At 53.0% G+C, this 18,206-nt stretch carries 16 protein-coding genes; 9 read left to right on the top strand and 7 right to left on the bottom strand.

Annotated features, from left to right (window positions below; all coding sequences use genetic code 11):
• Positions 1 to 161 precede the first annotated feature (161 nt).
• On the bottom strand, positions 162 to 599 hold the full coding sequence (locus tag J1G48_RS20940) for an acetyltransferase (RefSeq protein ID WP_000973249.1): 438 nt from the start codon (positions 597 to 599) through the stop codon (positions 162 to 164).
• Between the two features lie 156 nt (positions 600 to 755).
• On the opposite strand from J1G48_RS20940, the gene metA reads away from it, so the two are divergent.
• The 4 genes from metA to aceK all read left to right on the top strand — a co-directional run bounded on the left by metA (position 756) and on the right by aceK (position 6,744).
• Positions 756 to 1,685: a homoserine O-succinyltransferase gene (metA, locus tag J1G48_RS20935; protein ID WP_001122767.1), complete on the top strand. Its 930-nt coding sequence runs from the start codon at positions 756 to 758 to the stop codon at positions 1,683 to 1,685.
• 268 nt (positions 1,686 to 1,953) lie between these two features.
• Positions 1,954 to 3,555: a malate synthase A gene (aceB, locus tag J1G48_RS20930; RefSeq protein ID WP_001069371.1), complete on the top strand. Its 1,602-nt coding sequence runs from the start codon at positions 1,954 to 1,956 to the stop codon at positions 3,553 to 3,555.
• A gap of 31 nt (positions 3,556 to 3,586) precedes the next feature.
• The gene (aceA, locus tag J1G48_RS20925) at positions 3,587 to 4,891 is read left to right on the top strand and encodes an isocitrate lyase (RefSeq protein WP_000857874.1); all 1,305 of its coding nucleotides are present in this window, start codon (positions 3,587 to 3,589) and stop codon (positions 4,889 to 4,891) included.
• A 101-nt stretch (positions 4,892 to 4,992) separates the two neighbouring features.
• Complete coding sequence (gene aceK / locus J1G48_RS20920; protein ID WP_001137268.1) at positions 4,993 to 6,744, top strand: bifunctional isocitrate dehydrogenase kinase/phosphatase; 1,752 nt, start codon at positions 4,993 to 4,995, stop codon at positions 6,742 to 6,744.
• Here aceK and J1G48_RS20915 read toward each other — a convergent pair.
• Together J1G48_RS20915 and iclR are read right to left on the bottom strand one after the other, a co-directional pair.
• Positions 6,708 to 7,115 carry an ASCH domain-containing protein gene (locus J1G48_RS20915; protein ID WP_010989091.1) on the bottom strand — a complete coding sequence of 136 codons (408 nt, stop codon included), beginning with the start codon at positions 7,113 to 7,115 and terminating at the stop codon, positions 6,708 to 6,710. The two genes, aceK and J1G48_RS20915, sit on opposite strands and share 37 nt — an antisense overlap.
• Before the next feature lie 10 nt (positions 7,116 to 7,125).
• Positions 7,126 to 7,950, bottom strand: coding sequence for a glyoxylate bypass operon transcriptional repressor IclR (gene iclR, locus J1G48_RS20910; protein WP_000226434.1), 825 nt, complete (start codon positions 7,948 to 7,950; stop codon positions 7,126 to 7,128).
• Between the two features lie 303 nt (positions 7,951 to 8,253).
• Here iclR and metH point away from each other — a divergent pair, with 303 nt between their 5' ends.
• Positions 8,254 to 11,937 carry a methionine synthase gene (metH, locus tag J1G48_RS20905; RefSeq protein WP_000095957.1) on the top strand — a complete coding sequence of 1,228 codons (3,684 nt, stop codon included), beginning with the start codon at positions 8,254 to 8,256 and terminating at the stop codon, positions 11,935 to 11,937.
• Positions 11,938 to 12,203: 266 nt separating this feature from the next.
• Positions 12,204 to 13,835, top strand: coding sequence for a Na/Pi cotransporter family protein (locus tag J1G48_RS20900; RefSeq protein ID WP_000956811.1), 1,632 nt, complete (start codon positions 12,204 to 12,206; stop codon positions 13,833 to 13,835).
• Positions 13,836 to 13,894: 59 nt separating this feature from the next.
• Here the strand turns inward: J1G48_RS20900 and pepE are convergent, their stop codons facing one another.
• Positions 13,895 to 14,551 carry a dipeptidase PepE gene (gene pepE, locus J1G48_RS20895; protein ID WP_223155438.1) on the bottom strand — a complete coding sequence of 219 codons (657 nt, stop codon included), beginning with the start codon at positions 14,549 to 14,551 and terminating at the stop codon, positions 13,895 to 13,897.
• 119 nt (positions 14,552 to 14,670) lie between these two features.
• On the opposite strand from pepE, the gene J1G48_RS20890 reads away from it, so the two are divergent.
• The 3 genes from J1G48_RS20890 to rluF are packed head-to-tail and all read left to right on the top strand — an operon-like array spanning position 14,671 to position 16,262.
• On the top strand, positions 14,671 to 14,772 hold the full coding sequence (locus tag J1G48_RS20890; RefSeq protein ID WP_001576533.1) for a hypothetical protein: 102 nt from the start codon (positions 14,671 to 14,673) through the stop codon (positions 14,770 to 14,772).
• 34 nt (positions 14,773 to 14,806) lie between these two features.
• Positions 14,807 to 15,346 (top strand): DUF2058 domain-containing protein, encoded by a 540-nt coding sequence (locus J1G48_RS20885; RefSeq protein WP_001096730.1) that lies wholly within the window; start codon positions 14,807 to 14,809, stop codon positions 15,344 to 15,346.
• A 46-nt stretch (positions 15,347 to 15,392) separates the two neighbouring features.
• On the top strand, positions 15,393 to 16,262 hold the full coding sequence (gene rluF, locus J1G48_RS20880; protein WP_000954605.1) for a 23S rRNA pseudouridine(2604) synthase RluF: 870 nt from the start codon (positions 15,393 to 15,395) through the stop codon (positions 16,260 to 16,262).
• On the opposite strand, the gene J1G48_RS20875 is transcribed toward rluF, so the two are convergent.
• From J1G48_RS20875 to J1G48_RS20865, 3 genes are all read right to left on the bottom strand, one after another.
• The gene (locus J1G48_RS20875) at positions 16,259 to 16,531 is read right to left on the bottom strand and encodes a DUF3811 domain-containing protein (RefSeq protein WP_001207628.1); all 273 of its coding nucleotides are present in this window, start codon (positions 16,529 to 16,531) and stop codon (positions 16,259 to 16,261) included. The genes rluF and J1G48_RS20875 overlap by 4 nt on opposite strands.
• A gap of 62 nt (positions 16,532 to 16,593) precedes the next feature.
• Complete coding sequence (locus J1G48_RS20870) at positions 16,594 to 17,352, bottom strand: DeoR/GlpR family DNA-binding transcription regulator (protein ID WP_001068171.1); 759 nt, start codon at positions 17,350 to 17,352, stop codon at positions 16,594 to 16,596.
• A complete protein-coding gene (locus J1G48_RS20865; RefSeq protein WP_000924640.1) occupies positions 17,339 to 18,202 on the bottom strand; it encodes a Cof-type HAD-IIB family hydrolase in 864 nt (287 codons plus the stop codon). Before J1G48_RS20865 ends, J1G48_RS20870 begins: the two co-directional genes overlap by 14 nt.
• Positions 18,203 to 18,206 lie beyond the last annotated feature (4 nt).

The following is an 18,206-nucleotide window of genomic DNA, read 5'->3' as shown; positions in this document are numbered from 1 at the left end:
AACAAGTGAAGAAGCCCGTCCGTCAGGACGGGCTTCTTTGCGTGTGTGGTAACATTTAAAAATGTAGGCCTGATAAGCGCAGCGCCATCAGGCAACCTGCACCGCCGGATGGCCGCTTCGCCTTATCCGGCCTACATGCACTTATCAGACAGCGCCGCTACTCACGGATAAATTAAATTCAACAATGGATACGGTTTCCCAAGATCGTCGACCTCCGAACGTCCCGTCACCTTAAATCCCATTTTCTTATAAAATCCAACAGCTTGTGTATTTTGCTCGTTAACATTGGTTGTCAACCCCGGCGCCAGTGTTAACGCATGTTCAACTAATCTCTTACCGATACCCTGACCACGCACGTCCGGATCGACAAACAGCGCATCCATATGTTCGCCGGTAAGCAGCATAAATCCTACCGGCTCATCCTGATCGGTCACGGCAACCCATAGTGGCGCTTCTGGCAGAAAATCGCTCACCAGTTCTTCCAGTTCGGCCCGATAAGCGTTTGACAGAAAATCGTGCGTGGTATCGACTGAGCGACGCCAGATCGCAATCAGTTTTTCCCCTTCCTCATGCCTTGAACGACGAATGTTAATCATCATCTTCACTCCTTTTTTGCTTACTTCTATTCTAATGCAAATGCTGTCGTGAAACTTTCTCACCTTGAACTTGCAGACTCGACATTCGCCTGATTTCTGAGTATCTTCAGCTATCTGGATGTCTAAACGTTTAAACGTATGTCGTGAGGTTATCAGGTTATGCCGATTCGCGTGCTGGACGAGCTACCCGCCGTCAATTTTTTACGTGAGGAGAATGTCTTCGTCATGACGACTTCTCGCGCATCAGGTCAGGAAATTCGCCCGCTAAAGGTACTTATCCTTAACCTGATGCCGAAGAAGATTGAAACGGAAAATCAGTTTCTGCGCTTGCTATCGAACTCGCCATTGCAGGTCGATATTCAACTGCTGCGGATAGATGCCCGCGAGTCGAGGAACACGCCAGCCGAGCACCTGAACAACTTTTACTGTAACTTCGACGATATCTGCGATCAGAACTTTGATGGGCTTATCGTGACCGGAGCGCCGCTGGGTCTGGTGGAATTTAATGACGTGGCTTACTGGCCGCAGATTAGGCAGGTGCTTGAATGGGCGAAAGATCACGTTACTTCGACGCTATTTGTCTGTTGGGCCGTTCAGGCCGCACTCAATATTCTGTATGGTATCCCTAAGCAGACCCGTACAGATAAACTTTCCGGCGTCTATGAACATCACATCCTTCATCCACATGCTCTGTTAACGCGTGGTTTTGATGATTCGTTTCTTGCGCCACACTCACGCTATGCCGATTTCCCGGCGGCGCTGATACGGGATTATACGGATCTTGAAATTCTGGCCGAAACAGAAGAAGGGGATGCGTACCTGTTTGCCAGCAAAGATAAACGTATTGCGTTTGTCACCGGTCATCCTGAATATGACGCTCATACGTTAGCGGGTGAATATTTTCGTGACGTTGAGGCCGGGTTAAATCCGGAGGTTCCGTACAACTATTTCCCAAAAAACGATCCGCAAAACATACCGCGCGCAACCTGGCGCAGCCACGGTAATTTACTGTTTACTAACTGGCTCAACTATTATGTCTACCAGATTACGCCATATGATCTGCGTCACATGAATCCAACCCTGGATTAATCTTCTGCTTCTGACGATCCTAAAGCGTTTCAGCATGTTGAATCAGGCACCTTCGGGTGCCTTTTTTATTTCCGAAACGCACCTCATCATGTAATTAAATTTAATTTATATTGTTATCAATAGGTTAATGCATAATTAAATTAAAAATGGAAATTGTTTTTGATTTTGAAATTTAATTGAGTAGTCTTAGTTGTGTTGAACGAAAAGCGCACAGTGATCCTTCGTTCGCATTGGGGATGTATCTGGATCAACAACGAGGAGCTGCATGATGAATCCACAGGCAACCACAACTGATGAATTAACCTTTACCAGGCCGCAAGGCGAGCTGGAAAAGCAAGTCCTGACCGCTGAAGCAGTCGAGTTTTTGACGGAGTTAGTCACCCGTTTTACGCCAAAACGCAATAAACTCCTGGCTGCACGTATCCAGCAACAGCAGGATATTGATAACGGTAAGTTGCCTGATTTTATTTCGGAAACCACTTCCATTAGAGAAAGTAATTGGCAGATTCGTGGTATTCCGGCGGATTTACAGGATCGCCGAGTAGAAATTACCGGGCCGGTTGAACGTAAAATGGTGATTAATGCCCTGAACGCAAATGTGAAAGTGTTTATGGCGGATTTTGAAGACTCGCTGGCGCCGGACTGGAATAAAGTTATTGATGGTCAAATCAACCTGCGTGATGCGGTGAACGGCACCATTAGCTATACCAACGAAGCCGGAAAAATCTATCAGCTCAAGCCCGATCCGGCCGTATTGATTTGTCGTGTACGTGGTCTACATCTGCCAGAAAAACATGTTACCTGGCGGGGGGAAGCCATTCCCGGCAGCCTGTTTGATTTTGCTCTGTACTTTTTCCACAACTATAAAGCGCTGCTCGCTAAAGGTAGCGGCCCGTATTTTTACCTGCCGAAAACGCAAGCCTGGCAGGAGGCAGCCTGGTGGAGCGAAGTCTTCAGCTACGCCGAAGACCGCTTTAACCTGCCGCGCGGTACGATCAAAGCGACCCTGTTGATTGAAACGCTTCCTGCTGTTTTCCAGATGGATGAGATTCTTCATGCGTTGCGTGATCATATTGTCGGTCTCAACTGTGGTCGCTGGGATTATATTTTCAGCTATATCAAAACGTTGAAAAATCACCCGGATCGCGTCCTGCCGGACAGGCAGGTGGTAACGATGGACAAACCGTTTCTGAGCGCCTACTCGCGCCTGCTGATCAAAACCTGTCACAAGCGCGGCGCGTTCGCGATGGGCGGTATGGCGGCGTTTATCCCGAGCAAAGACGTTGAACGCAACAATCAGGTCCTTGCCAAAGTGAAAGCGGATAAAGCGCTGGAAGCGAACAACGGCCACGACGGCACGTGGATTGCGCATCCTGGGTTGGCGGATACCGCAATGGCCGTCTTTAACGAGGTACTGGGCGAGCACAAAAATCAGCTGTTCATTACCCGTGATGAAGATGCGCCGATTACCGCTGAACAGTTACTGGAGCCATGTGAAGGCGAACGCACAGAAGCGGGAATGCGCGCCAATATTCGCGTGGCAGTGCAGTACATTGAAGCGTGGATCTCCGGCAATGGCTGTGTACCGATTTACGGTCTGATGGAGGATGCCGCGACGGCGGAAATCTCACGAACCTCTATCTGGCAGTGGATTCACCATGAGAAAACACTGAGCAATGGAAAACCCGTAACGAAAGCGCTTTTCCGCGAAATGTTGGCGGAAGAGATGCGGGTAATCCAGGACGAACTGGGCGAGCACCGCTACAGCAGCGGGCGCTTCGACGATGCCGCACGTCTGATGGAGCAAATCACCACCTCAGATGACTTAATCGACTTCCTCACCCTGCCGGGCTATCGCTTACTGGCTTAATTCACCACATAACAATATGGAGCATCTGCACATGAAAACCCGTACTCAACAAATCGAAGAATTACAGAAAGAGTGGACACAACCGCGCTGGGAAGGCATCACCCGCCCGTACAGCGCGGAGGAGGTGGTGAAATTACGCGGCTCGGTTAACCCGGAATGCACGCTGGCGCAGCTCGGCGCAGCGAAAATTTGGCGGCTGTTGCACGGTGAAGCGAAAAAAGGCTATATCAACAGCCTTGGCGCGCTGACTGGCGGTCAGGCGTTGCAGCAGGCGAAAGCCGGTATTGAGGCGATTTATCTTTCAGGCTGGCAGGTAGCGGCAGATGCCAACCTGGCATCCAGCATGTATCCGGATCAATCGTTGTACCCGGCAAACTCTGTTCCGGCGGTAGTGGATCGGATCAACAACACTTTTCGTCGTGCAGATCAGATCCAGTGGGCATCCGGTATTGAACCCAATGATCCGCGCTATGTGGATTACTTCCTGCCGATCGTTGCTGATGCGGAAGCCGGTTTTGGCGGCGTTCTGAATGCCTTCGAACTGATGAAATCGATGATTGAAGCCGGTGCAGCGGCCGTTCACTTCGAAGATCAGCTGGCGTCGGTGAAGAAATGCGGCCATATGGGCGGCAAGGTGCTGGTCCCCACGCAGGAAGCGATTCAGAAACTGGTTGCTGCGCGTCTGGCCGCTGATGTGATGGGTGTCCCGACGCTGGTGATTGCGCGTACCGATGCGGATGCGGCAGATCTGATTACTTCCGACTGCGATCCCTATGACAGCGGTTTTATTACCGGCGAACGCACCAGCGAAGGTTTCTACCGCACCCATGCGGGCATTGAGCAGGCGATCAGCCGCGGTCTGGCGTATGCCCCGTATGCCGATCTGGTATGGTGCGAAACTTCTACGCCGGATCTCGAATTGGCGCGTCGTTTTGCCGATGCTATCCACGCGAAGTATCCGGGCAAACTGCTGGCCTATAACTGTTCGCCATCCTTCAACTGGCAGAAGAATCTGGACGACAAGACCATTGCCAGCTTCCAGCAGCAGTTGTCGGACATGGGTTACAAATACCAGTTTATTACCCTGGCGGGCATCCACAGCATGTGGTTCAACATGTTCGACCTGGCGCATGCATACGCGCAGGGCGAGGGCATGAAGCACTATGTTGAGAAGGTTCAACAACCCGAGTTCGCCGCGGCGAAAGACGGCTACACCTTTGTTTCCCACCAGCAGGAAGTGGGTACAGGTTACTTCGACAAAGTCACCACCATTATTCAGGGCGGCGCGTCATCCGTTACCGCGTTAACAGGATCGACGGAAGAATCGCAGTTTTGATTGATGCCCGGTGGCGCTGCGCTTACCGGGCCTACAGATAGCGTAGGCCGGATAAGCGAACGCGCCATCCGGCATGACGTGGTGCCGGATGAGGGAAAAAAATGCCGCGTGGCCTGGAATTACTGATTGCTCAAACCATCCTGCAAGGCTTTGACGCGCAGTATGGTCGATTTCTGGAAGTGACTTCCGGCGCGCAGCAGCGTTTTGAACAGGCCGACTGGCACGCCGTCCAACAGGCGATGAAAAGCCGTATCCACCTCTATGATCATCATGTGGGTCTGGTGGTGGAGCAACTGCGCTGTATTACCGATGGCAAAAGTACCGACGCGGATTTCCTTTTACGCGTTAAAGAGCATTACACCCGGCTGTTGCCGGATTACCCGCGCTTCGAGATTGCGGAGAGCTTTTTCAACTCCGTTTATTGCCGGTTATTTGACCACCGCTCGTTAACACCCGAGCGGTTGTTTATTTTCAGTTCGCAACCGGAGCGCCGCTTTCGTACTATCCCGCGCCCGCTGGCCAAAGACTTCTTTCCCGATCACGGTTGGGAGCCGCTGTTGATGCGCATACTCAGTGACTTACCGCTGCGTCTGCCCTGGCAGAATAAAAGCCGGGATATCCGCTATATTATCGCGCACCTGACTGAAACACTGGGCGAGGACGCGCTACCTCGCTGCCATGTCCAGGTGGCGAATGAGTTGTTTTACCGTAATAAAGCGGCCTGGCTGGTAGGTAAATTAACCACACCTGACGGTACGCTGCCGTTTTTACTGCCGATTCATCGCACTGATGAGGGTGAACTGTTTGTCGATACCTGCCTGACCACCACGGCAGAAGCGAGCATTGTGTTTGGTTTTGCCCGCTCTTATTTTATGGTGTATGCGCCGCTGCCTGCCGCGCTGGTTGAGTGGTTGCGTGAAATCCTGCCGGGTAAAACCACTGCCGAACTGTATATGGCGATTGGCTGCCAGAAACATGCGAAAACCGAAAGCTACCGCGAATATTTATGTTATCTGGCTGAAAGTGATGAGAAATTCATTGAGGCGCCTGGTATCCGCGGCATGGTGATGCTGGTGTTTACCCTGCCAGGTTTCGACCGGGTATTTAAAATCATTAAAGACAAATTCGCCCCGCAGAAAGAGATGTCTGCCGCTCATGTGCGTGCCTGTTATCAACTGGTAAAAGAGCATGATCGCGTCGGTCGTATGGCGGATACCCAGGAGTTTGAGAATTTCGTACTGGATAAACGGCAAATTGATCCGGCGCTGATGGCGCTTTTACGGCAAGAAGTGCCAGAGAAGATTACCGATCTTGGGGAACATATCGTCATTCGCCATCTCTATATTGAACGGCGCATGGTGCCGCTCAATATCTGGCTGGAACAGGTAGAAGGCCAGCAGTTGCGTGATGCGATAGAAGAATATGGTAATGCGATTCGCCAGCTTGCCGCCGCTAATATTTTCCCCGGCGATATGTTGTTTAAAAACTTTGGCGTTACCCGTCATGGTCGCGTGGTGTTCTACGACTACGATGAAATTTGCTACATGACGGAAGTGAATTTCCGCGATATTCCGCCAGCGCGTTATCCGGAAGACGAACTGGCCAGCGAACCCTGGTATAGCGTCTCGCCGGGTGATGTTTTCCCGGAGGAGTTTCGCCACTGGCTGTGTGCCGATCCGCGTATCGGGCCATTGTTTGAAGAGATGCATGCCGACCTGTTTCGCGCCGATTACTGGCGCGCGCTACAGACGCGTATTAAAGAAGGGCATGTAGAAGATGTGTATGCCTATCGACGTAGACAGCGCTTTAGCGTGCGTTACGGCGCGATCTCGAGTACGGCGAACTCTTCGTAAACCAGTTCCATCTCCGGCGACCAATTACCCTCGCGCTCAAAAAAGGCCCGGTGTGCCGCTTGCCAGTACGCCAGGCTAAGATCGCCTTCGCCTTCCAGTGCGGCGAGATCGGCGCTCATCTCGTTAAAACGGATCAGCCTGAGCGCCAGCGTGCGTATGACGCACACGGCGTCGCCTGTGCCGTTGAGCACAATGTGATATGACCCGGGCGTGACAGGGGGCTGCTCTTTCTGATAGCTAACCAGCGAGCTACAGGTGCCACGCTTTTTACCGGCGACCACTAGCGCCGCCAGCTCGTCGGCCAGCGCCGGCGAATCACCGAAAGACCAACAGAAGGCCTGTGGGTACTTCTCCTGCCAGTATAATTTCAGGCTGCTCATTTCAGCGAGTTCCACCATAGGCCAGCGTCACCTCTTTCGCCGCTTTAATCACCATGGCGCCAAGTTCGGTGACGCGATCGTCGGTAATGCGTGAGCAGGGGCCGGAAATAGAGAGGGCCGCAAACGGTTCGCGGTGTTCGTCATAAATACACGAGGCCACGCAGCGCAGACCGAGCGCATGTTCTTCGTCGTCAAAGGAATAGCCGCGCTTGCGTGTTTGGGCGAGGTCATCTTTCAGATGCAGCGGCGACACCAGCGTCGCATGGGTATAAGCGTGCAACCCCTTGCGGTGCAGCAGACTGGTAACCTGTTCCTCACTGAGCTGTGATAAAAACGCCTTGCCCGCGCCAGAGGCGTGCATGGGCAGCTTGCCGCCGATCGGCGCGGACATACGCATCAGCTGCGTACACTGCACCTGATCGATAATAATGGCCTGATGGTCGCTCTGGTCGAGTACGGCAAGGTTTACCGTTTCGCCGGAGTCCTCCATCAGCTTGCGCAAAATCGGATGGACAATCGCCAGCAGATTACGGCTCTGTAAGAAGCTGCTGCCGACGATAAACGCGTGTGCGCCTACGGCCCAGTGGCCCAGCTCACCAACCTGGCGGACAAAACCCTGCTGCTGCATGGTGGTGAGTAGACGGTGAGTCGTGGAATTAGGCAAACCCGCCTGTTGCGCCAGTTCGGTCAGCGCGACGCTGCCGTTGGACTCGGCAATCCACTCCAGCAGCTTCAGACCGCGAGTTAATGACTGAACCTGCCCGGTTACGGGTGCAGTGGTAGCGGCAGGTTTTCTCCCGCGTTTCGCGGGAACAGGGGCAACCATGGCAGACTCCTTTTTCTGTATCGTGGAAATCATTTTCGTTTTATTCAATTATAATGCAAGAGTTCCTGAACTGATCGGATGAGTGACATCACAGGATGCCCGATAGCGCTGCGCTTATCAGGCCTACGCTTTGGGAGCCGCCAAAGTAATTTGTAGACTGATAAGGCGCTTGCGCCGCCATCCGGCAAAGCGACAGAAGTGGGTGGCAAGCTGAACATGTCTCATGTTGCCCGTTGTTCTCTTTTCCGCCAGCACGCTTTGTGCCAGTATGGCTCGTTACGTGGAGCGTTGTCGGGAGCGAGTGTGAGCAGCAAAGTTGAACAACTGCGTGCGCAGTTAAATGAACGTATTCTGGTGCTGGACGGCGGTATGGGCACCATGATCCAGAGCTATCGTCTACATGAAGAAGATTTCCGCGGGGAGCGCTTTGCCGACTGGCCCTGCGACCTGAAAGGCAACAATGACCTGCTGGTACTCAGCAAGCCGGAGGTGATCGCCGCTATCCACAACGCCTACTTTGAGGCTGGCGCGGATATCATCGAAACCAACACCTTTAACTCGACAACCATTGCGATGGCGGATTACCGGATGGAATCCCTGTCGGCGGAAATCAACTATGCGGCGGCCAAACTGGCGCGCGCCTGCGCCGATGAATGGACGGCGCGAACACCAGAAAAACCACGTTTTGTTGCGGGCGTGCTTGGTCCAACTAACCGCACGGCCTCCATTTCGCCGGACGTCAACGACCCGGCGTTTCGTAATATCACCTTCGATCAGCTGGTGGCGGCCTACCGTGAATCCACCAAAGCGCTGGTGGAAGGCGGGGCGGACCTGATCCTGATTGAAACCGTCTTTGACACCCTGAATGCGAAAGCGGCGGTGTTTGCGGTGAAAGAAGAGTTTGAAGCGCTGGGCGTTGATCTGCCGATCATGATTTCCGGCACCATCACCGACGCCTCTGGTCGTACCCTCTCCGGCCAGACGACCGAAGCCTTTTATAACTCGCTGCGCCACGCCGAGGCGCTCACTTTTGGCCTTAACTGCGCGCTGGGGCCTGATGAGCTGCGCCAGTACGTCCAGGAACTGTCGCGGATTGCCGAATGCTACGTCACCGCGCACCCGAACGCCGGCCTGCCGAACGCTTTCGGCGAGTACGACCTCGACGCCGACACCATGGCGAAACAGATTCGCGAATGGGCGGAAGCGGGCTTCCTGAATATCGTTGGCGGCTGCTGTGGCACTACGCCGGAGCATATCGCCGCCATGAGCCGCGCCGTTGCCGGTTTGCTGCCGCGCCAGCTGCCGGATATCCCGGTCGCCTGCCGCCTTTCCGGCCTGGAGCCGCTGAACATTGGTGACGATAGCCTGTTTGTGAACGTCGGCGAACGTACTAACGTCACCGGCTCGGCCAAATTTAAACGGCTGATCAAAGAAGAGAAATACAGCGAAGCGCTGGATGTCGCCCGTCAGCAGGTAGAAAGCGGCGCGCAGATTATTGATATCAATATGGATGAGGGGATGCTCGACGCCGAAGCGGCGATGGTGCGTTTCCTCAGCCTGATTGCCGGTGAGCCGGACATTGCCCGTGTACCAATCATGATCGACTCCTCCAAATGGGAGGTTATCGAAAAAGGGCTGAAGTGCATTCAGGGTAAAGGCATCGTCAACTCTATTTCGATGAAAGAGGGCGTGGAAGCCTTTATTCATCATGCGAAGTTGCTACGTCGCTATGGCGCCGCAGTGGTGGTGATGGCCTTTGATGAGCAGGGGCAGGCCGATACCCGCGCGCGTAAAATCGAAATTTGCCGCCGAGCCTACAAAATTCTCACCGAAGAGGTGGGTTTCCCGCCGGAAGACATCATCTTCGACCCGAATATCTTCGCCGTGGCGACCGGTATTGAAGAGCACAACAACTACGCGCAGGACTTTATCGGCGCTTGCGAAGACATCAAACGCGAGCTGCCGCACGCGCTGATCTCCGGCGGCGTGTCTAACGTGTCCTTCTCGTTCCGCGGCAACGACCCGGTACGTGAGGCTATCCACGCGGTATTCCTCTACTACGCCATCCGCAATGGCATGGACATGGGCATCGTCAACGCCGGGCAACTGGCGATTTATGACGACCTGCCTGCCGAACTGCGCGATGCAGTTGAAGATGTCATTCTTAACCGTCGCGATGACGGCACCGAGCGTTTGCTGGATTTGGCGGAGAAATACCGCGGCAGCAAAACCGACGAAGCTGCCAACGCCCAGCAGGCGGAATGGCGTAGCTGGGACGTGAAAAAGCGTCTCGAATACTCGCTGGTGAAAGGCATCACCGAATTTATCGAACAGGATACCGAAGAAGCCCGTCAGCAGGCCGCCCGCCCGATTGAGGTGATTGAAGGGCCGTTGATGGACGGCATGAACGTGGTCGGCGACCTGTTCGGCGAAGGGAAAATGTTCCTGCCGCAGGTGGTGAAATCCGCTCGCGTGATGAAACAAGCGGTGGCCTACCTGGAGCCGTTTATTGAAGCCAGCAAAGAAAAAGGCTCCAGCAACGGCAAGATGGTGATCGCCACCGTGAAGGGCGATGTGCACGATATTGGTAAAAATATCGTTGGCGTGGTGCTGCAATGTAACAACTACGAAATCGTCGATCTTGGCGTGATGGTGCCAGCGGAGAAAATCCTCAGAACGGCGCGTGAAGTGAATGCCGATCTGATCGGTCTTTCCGGGCTTATCACCCCGTCGCTGGACGAAATGGTCAACGTGGCGAAAGAGATGGAGCGTCAGGGCTTTACTATCCCGCTACTGATCGGCGGCGCAACCACTTCGAAAGCGCATACGGCGGTGAAAATCGAGCAGAACTACAGCGGTCCGACGGTCTACGTGCAGAATGCTTCGCGTACCGTGGGCGTGGTGGCGGCGCTACTCTCCGACAACCAGCGCGATGACTTTGTCGCCCGTACCCGCAAAGAGTACGAAACCGTGCGTATTCAGCACGCCCGCAAAAAACCGCGTACGCCGCCGGTCACGCTGGAAGCGGCGCGCGATAATGATCTGGCATTCGATTGGGAACGCTACACCCCGCCGGTAGCCCACCGTCTGGGCGTGCAGGGGGTGGAAGCCAGCATCGAAACTCTGCGCAACTACATCGACTGGACGCCGTTCTTTATGACCTGGTCGCTGGCCGGCAAATACCCGCGCATTCTGGAAGATGAGGTGGTGGGCGTTGAGGCGCAGCGTCTGTTTAAAGACGCCAATGATATGCTGGATAAACTCAGCGCCGAGAAGCTGTTGAATCCGCGTGGCGTGGTGGGCCTGTTCCCGGCTAACCGTGTGGGTGACGACATCGAAATCTATCGCGACGCAACCCGTACTCATGTTCTGACGGTCAGCCACCACCTGCGCCAGCAGACCGAGAAAGTCGGTTTTGCCAACTACTGTCTGGCGGATTTTGTCGCGCCGAAACTGAGCGGCAAAGCGGATTACATCGGTGCTTTCGCGGTGACCGGCGGTCTGGAGGAGGATGCGCTGGCGGACGCCTTCGAAGCGCAACACGACGACTATAACAAGATCATGGTGAAAGCGATTGCCGACCGTCTGGCGGAAGCGTTTGCCGAGTATCTGCATGAGCGTGTACGTAAGGTTTACTGGGGATATGCGCCGAACGAGAGCCTGAGTAACGACGAATTAATCCGCGAAAACTACCAGGGGATTCGCCCGGCGCCGGGTTATCCTGCCTGCCCGGAACATACCGAAAAAGGCACTATCTGGCAGCTACTGGATGTCGAAAAACACACCGGGATGAAGCTCACCGAATCTTTCGCCATGTGGCCTGGCGCGTCGGTCTCCGGCTGGTACTTCAGCCATCCTGAGAGCAAATACTTCGCGGTAGCGCAGATCCAACGCGATCAGGTGACAGATTATGCTTTCCGTAAAGGAATGAGCGTTGAGGACGTTGAGCGGTGGCTGGCGCCGAACCTGGGGTACGATGCGGACTGATTCATAAAATCGTCACTTTTCCTTACAACATACAAGGCACTCATTGGGTGCCTTGTCTCTTTCTTACAATTAAACCCTTATACTGAAGGAAGGCTCTACGCTGAATTTGCCGGATGGCGGCGTAAACGCCTTATCCAGCATACCGTATTACGTATGGTAAGCCCGGTGGCGTGCAACGCCAGCAGGCCTTAACGCTGTGCGCCATCAGGCAATTTATCGCAAGTGAGCTTCAGGAAAACGTATAACGATAAGGAGAACCTGACGCCGTGTTAACTTTGCTCCATCTACTTTCTGCCGTTGCGCTGTTGGTATGGGGAACACATATCGTTCGTACTGGCGTAATGCGCGTGTTTGGCGCGCGTCTACGCACTGTCCTCAGCCGCAGCGTGGAAAAGAAACCGCTCGCCTTTTGTGCGGGTATCGGTGTTACCGCGCTGGTACAAAGCAGTAACGCCACCACTTTATTGGTAACGTCGTTTGTCGCCCAGGATCTTGTCGCCCTGACGCCAGCTCTGGTGATTGTGCTGGGCGCTGATGTGGGTACTGCGCTAATGGCGCGTATTCTCACCTTTGACTTGTCGTGGCTATCGCCGCTGCTGATTTTTATTGGCGTGATTTTCTTTTTGGGACGTAAGCAGTCCCGCGCCGGGCAGCTGGGTCGCGTCGGTATCGGGCTTGGCCTGATTCTACTGGCGCTGGAGCTGATTGTGCAGGCAGTGACGCCGATCACTCAGGCTAATGGCGTGCAGGTCATTTTCGCGTCGCTGACGGGCGACATTATGCTGGATGCGCTGATTGGCGCGATGTTCGCTATTATCAGTTATTCCAGCCTGGCGGCGGTGTTGCTGACGGCGACCCTGACGGCGGCGGGGATTATATCGTTCCCGGTGGCGTTGTGCCTGGTCATCGGCGCCAATCTGGGATCGGGCTTGTTGGCGATGCTCAACAACAGCGCCGCCAATGCTGCCGCGCGTCGCGTAGCGCTCGGCAGCCTATTGTTCAAATTGATCGGCAGCCTGGTCATCCTGCCGTTTGTCCATCCGCTGGCGAATCTGATGGATGAGCTATCGCTACCGAAGTCAGAGCTGGTGATCTATTTCCACGTTTTCTATAACCTGGTGCGCTGCCTGGCGATGGTGCCATTTGCCGAGCTGATGGCGCGTTTTTGTAAACGAATTATTCGTGATGAGCCTGAACTGGATACCCATCTGAAGCCGAAACATCTGGATGTCAGCGCGCTGGATACGCCAACGCTGGCGCTGGCTAATGCTGCCCGTGAGGTGTTGCGCATTGGCGATGCGATGGAACAGATGATGGAAGGGCTAAAAAAGGTCATGCACGGCGAGCCGCGTGAAGAGAAAGCGCTGCGCAAGCTGGCGGATGACGTTAACGTGCTCTACACCGCGATTAAGCTTTATCTGGCGCGAATGCCGAAAGACGAGCTGGCGGCGGAGGAGTCCCGTCGGTGGGCGGAGATTATTGAGATGGCCCTGAACCTCGAACAGGCGTCGGATATTATCGAGCGAATGGGCAGCGAGATTGCCGACAAGTCGCTGGCGGCGCGTCGGGCATTTTCAGAAGAAGGATTGAAAGAGCTGGATGCGCTTTACGATCAACTGCTCAGTAATCTGCAACTGGCGATGTCGGTCTTTTTCTCCGGCGATGTCACCAGCGCCCGTCGGTTGCGCCGCAGTAAACATCGCTTCCGTATACTTAATCGCCGATACTCACATGCGCATGTCGACCGCCTGCACCAGCAGAACGTGCAAAGCATTGAAACCAGCTCGCTCCATTTAGGGCTGCTGGGCGATATGAAGCGTCTTAACTCACTGTTCTGTTCGGTCGCCTATAGCGTACTGGAACAGCCGGATCAGGACGAGGAACGGGGCGAGTATTAAGTGAAATGCCGGATGGCGGGGCCTACGGAGAACATGCGTGTAGGCCCGTCATTCGGCATTCAATGTGGCCAGGGATTAAAAGCGATGACCGCTTCCAGCGCCACGGCCTCTTCGCCCGCTTTAAACACCCAGGTGGTATTCGGGCCGCCGAGAACCGCCTGGCCGTTGCTCACCTGAATCCAGTTACCTTCCGGCAAACCAATCACTGTCAGTTCCGGCGCGACCACCAGCAGTTCGCGAATACGCTGCTCGCGGGTCTCGCCCTTATGACCTTCCGGCAAGGCGTTAGTGAAGTGAGGATTAATTTGCAGCGGGAACAGATCCAGCGCGTCGAAACCGTTTGGATCGACGATCGGCATATCGTTGGTCGTGCGGATAGTCGGGCAGGCAAGGTTGGCGCCCGCGCTCCAGCCGATATACAGCGCGCCGCGTTTTACCCTGTCCGCCATCGGCGCCAGCAGCCCGCGTTCACGCGATTCTTTCAGTAGCTGAAAGGTATTTCCGCCGCCGACAATAATGATTTCCGCTTTCTCAATCGCTGCAAGCGGATCGGCGACACGATGAATCCCTGTGACGTTTATCCCTAATGGCGCAAGTACCTCTGCGGTTTTATCCGTGTACTCGTCCCATGTTTGCGTGACGCCGGCAAACGGAATAAACACGGCTGAGCGTCGACCGTTCAATTGATTCGCTATCAGCGGCAGAGCGTGTTCCAGCTAGGCTTTACCCGGCAGCGTCGAGTTACTTAATAAAAGCAGTTCCATTACTTCTCCACCTCATCAGGAAATGTCAAAACGTAATAATGCTACCATTATCCATTTAATGTCTTACTGATATGGCTCATGATGTTGCGCGTGTTACAGGCAACGCGCGGTCGCTAAAAGTGACGCCAGGCCAGATCTGCTATCTGGTATCGCCTGAAAAATTACAGGTATAATCCGCAAAATTATTTAACACGTTTAGAGACGAAAATGGCAAAACTGACCTTACAAGAGCAACTGCTACAAGCGGGATTAGTGACCAGCAAAAAAATGGCCAAAGTCCAGCGCACGGCTAAAAAATCACGCGTTCAGGCTCGTGAGGCCAGAGAGGCGGTGGAAAAAAATAAAAAGGCGCAACTTGAGCGTGATAAACAACTCAGTGAACAGCAAAAACAAGCGGTTTTAGCGAAAGAGTTTAAAGCTCAGGTTAAGCAACTTATTGAAATGAATAGAATCAATGTATCTAAAGGCGATATTGGTTTTAACTTCACCGATAATAACGTCATCAAAAAAATAGACGTGGATAAGCTCACTCAGACGCAACTGATTAATGGGCGTCTCGCGATTGCGCGTCTGGTTATCAATAACAGCGGTGAATGTGAATATGCGATTATTCCCGCGAGCGTCGCCGATAAAATCGCACAACGAGATGCGGACAGTATTGTCGTAAACAGTGCGCTGAGTCAGGAAGAGCAGGACGAAGATGATCCGTATGCCGATTTTAAAGTTCCCGACGATTTGATGTGGTAAGTCACATTCCCGACGTTTATGTAGAAAAATTTCTCAGAGAGTAAATATGCTGACCGACACATCTATCCGGCTTAATAAATATATCAGTGAAAGCGGCATCTGTTCGCGTCGCGAGGCGGACCGTTTTATCGAACAGGGCAATGTCTTTATCAACGGCAAACGCGCCGCCATTGGCGATCAGGTAGTCGCCGGGGATGTTGTTAAAGTAAATGGTCGGTTGATTGAGCCGCGAGAAGCGGATGATTTAGTGCTGATTGCGCTGAATAAACCGGTTGGCATTGTCAGTACCACTGAAGACGGCGAACGCGACAATATTGTCGATTTTGTGAACCACAGCAAACGTATCTTCCCGATTGGTCGTCTGGATAAAGACTCGCAGGGGCTGATATTTCTGACTAACCACGGCGATCTGGTCAATAAGATTCTGCGTGCCGGTAACGATCACGAAAAAGAGTATCTGGTGACGGTGGATAAACCGATTACCGACGAGTTTATTCGTGGTATGGGCGCTGGCGTGCCGATTCTGGGTACTGTCACCAAAAAATGTAAGGTGAAAAAAGAGGCGCCGTTTGTCTTTCGCATTACCCTGGTGCAGGGATTAAACCGTCAGATCCGTCGTATGTGTGAATACTTTGGTTATGAAGTGACGAAACTGGAGCGTACGCGCATTATGAACGTCAGCCTGAGCGGGATTCCGCTGGGCGAGTGGCGCGATCTGACGGACGATGAGCTGATCGATCTGTTTAAATTGATTGAGCGTTCCTCTTCCGAAGCCAAACCAAAGGCCAAAGCGAAGCCGAAGACCACGGGTATTAAGCGACCGGTTATTGCGATCGAAAAAAGCAATGAGAAAGCGCGCCCGGCATCAAGCGGTAAGCGCTTTACCTCGCCGGGACGAAAGAAGAAAGGACGTTAACGTCTGCCGCGCGTCGGCGTATTCGCCGACCAGGAGAATGACGCTTCCGTATCGGGTTTATACGCCTGCTTTTTCTTCAACTGGCGGGCTTTTTTCGCTTCAGCCTCACGCAGCGCCATCAGCTTATCGATGTACTCCTTTTTTACGCTGTTGGTCTCAGAATTGGTCAGCGGACGACCGTGCGCAATACGGGCGCGGTCCAGCAACGTTTTCAGTTCGCGCTGTTCGCGCTCGGTCATCTCTTTTTGGGTAATGCGGGGGAGTGCCATACGGGTGCCCTCAGTTAGCCGATGCATTTAGTCTACGGCAATACGCTACGGGCGGATAGCGCTCAGTCAGCAATCCGCAGCTTTCCGGCGAAATCCTGTGGCGTATAACCCGTTGACGTAAATCCTTTATCCGTGATGATGTTATCGATTTCTTTTACGCTTGCGATGCACATCACACCGTCCTGACCAAATTTGGTATGGTCGGCGAGAATCACTGATTTTTTGCTCATCGCAATCATGGCTTTGGCAACGTAGGCTTCTTCAAAGCTCTTCACCAACACGCCATGCTGGGGAGAAATGCCGCCAGCGCCAATAAAACAGATATCCGCGTGAATTGCGTTAATCTGCTGACACACCGAGACGCCGAGGTTGGCGCGAAAATGGTAATCATATTCGCCGCCTAATACATACACGCGGGCCTGCAGGTTATGCTCTTTAATTTTATCGGCAATCAGGGCTGAATTGGTAATCACGGAAAAAGCGAGAGGCGGTAATTGCTCGGCCAGAATAAGGTTAGTTGTACAGGAGTCAATAAACAATGTATCCCGTTCACTGACCATTTCGGCGGCAAGTTTGCCAATCGCTATTTTCTCTTCGCGATGCGCCTCTATTCTTGCGCTAAACGCATCCTCCTGGACAACTTGCTTTTTGACTGCGCCCCCATGAATCTTAGTGATTTTGCCTTCTGATTCCAGTAAGGAGAGATCGCGACGAATGGTTTCCGAGGTGACGTTGAGCATTTCCGATAATTTAATAACGGTGACTTCACCGAATTTGTTTAATTCATCAAGAATATGTTTTCGTCTTTTAATTGGATTCATTATCTTTCGCCGCCGTCAACCTTTGGCGCATGGTAACTGGATGCGTAAGGCAACGCAACCACTCCAACGCATGGACGATACCCTCCTCATCATTCGTGGCAGTCACATAGCCGGCCTGCCGCTTTACTGCATCCGGCGCGTTGCCCATTGCGATGCTGATTCCGGCGGCGGCAAACATGCTGACATCATTCTGCTGATCGCCAATCGCGACCACCTTGTCAGAAGATATATTTAAATAATGAATTAATTGTTCTATTATGCACCCTTTATTTATATCGGATCTTTGAATATCAATATAATTCTCTCCCGTGACAACCGCATAATATCCACAAGGCAGGTGATTATTCACTTCTGTACACAGATTATCTATCTCCGGAGATGCGGCAACAAGTGTAATTTTATATATGTTGCGACGATTAAAGATATTTTCTGCAGTTTCAGTTATAAGCGGTAATCCAAATAAGCGAGCCTCATATGTTGTCCAGTGCGCAATCAGTCTATCGTCACGATGGTGAATTGCTTCGGCACTAAAAAAATGGTGGTGATAGCGGGAAAGAGAAATATGCTGGTCAATATTCCACAGGTCTGTGGCGGTCAGAGGGGCAGCATGAATAATGCGCTGTCCCGCCATCTCCAGAAGGTGTCCGCAGTTAAAACCGGCGCACCAGCTAAACAACCTATCAACCTGTTGTTGGCGTAGCAGGCGTACCATTGAGGAGACCGGTCTGGCGGAACATGCCGCCAGTAGACCACCGTCCTGGCGGAACGCAATCAGCGCCTGACGCGTGCGCGGGCTGATTGTTTTCTGCGAGGTGAGTAATGTTCCATCCAGATCGGTGATTAACAACATCTCT

The organism is Salmonella sp. SAL-020, from assembly GCF_017372215.1.
Taxonomy (GTDB): Bacteria; Pseudomonadota; Gammaproteobacteria; order Enterobacterales; family Enterobacteriaceae; genus Salmonella; species Salmonella enterica.
This window is presented reverse-complemented; position numbering and strand designations above follow the sequence as displayed.